This is a genomic window from Actinoplanes oryzae, assembly GCF_030757795.1.
Taxonomy (GTDB): Bacteria; Actinomycetota; Actinomycetes; order Mycobacteriales; family Micromonosporaceae; genus Actinoplanes.
This window is the reverse complement of the sequence record NZ_JAUQWH010000378.1, coordinates 1-274: the sequence shown is the minus strand read 5'-3', so window position 1 is coordinate 274 and position 274 is coordinate 1. Positions and strand designations below refer to the sequence as shown.

The 274-nt window shown below is 53.6% G+C and carries 1 rRNA gene; it reads right to left on the bottom strand.

The features are described 5' to 3' along the window. Positions 1–274, bottom strand: a 23S ribosomal RNA gene (locus tag RBH18_RS44015); the annotation flags it as partial.

Sequence of the window (274 nt, the reverse complement as noted above, 5' to 3'; positions counted from 1 at the left end):
AAGGCTCTGACGGATTGTAGGCGAACGGTTTCAGGTACTATTTCACTCCCCTCCCGGGGTACTTTTCACCATTCCCTCACGGTACTCGTCCGCTATCGGTCACCAGGAAGTATTCAGCCTTACCAGGTGGTCCTGGCAGATTCACAGCAGATTTCAGGAGTCCGCTGCTACTCGGGTGTTCACTAAGAGGCTGGACATTTTCGCTTACGGGGCTCTCACCCTCTACGGCCGGCTTTCCCACACCGTTCAACTAACAACCAGCTTGGTAACTCTT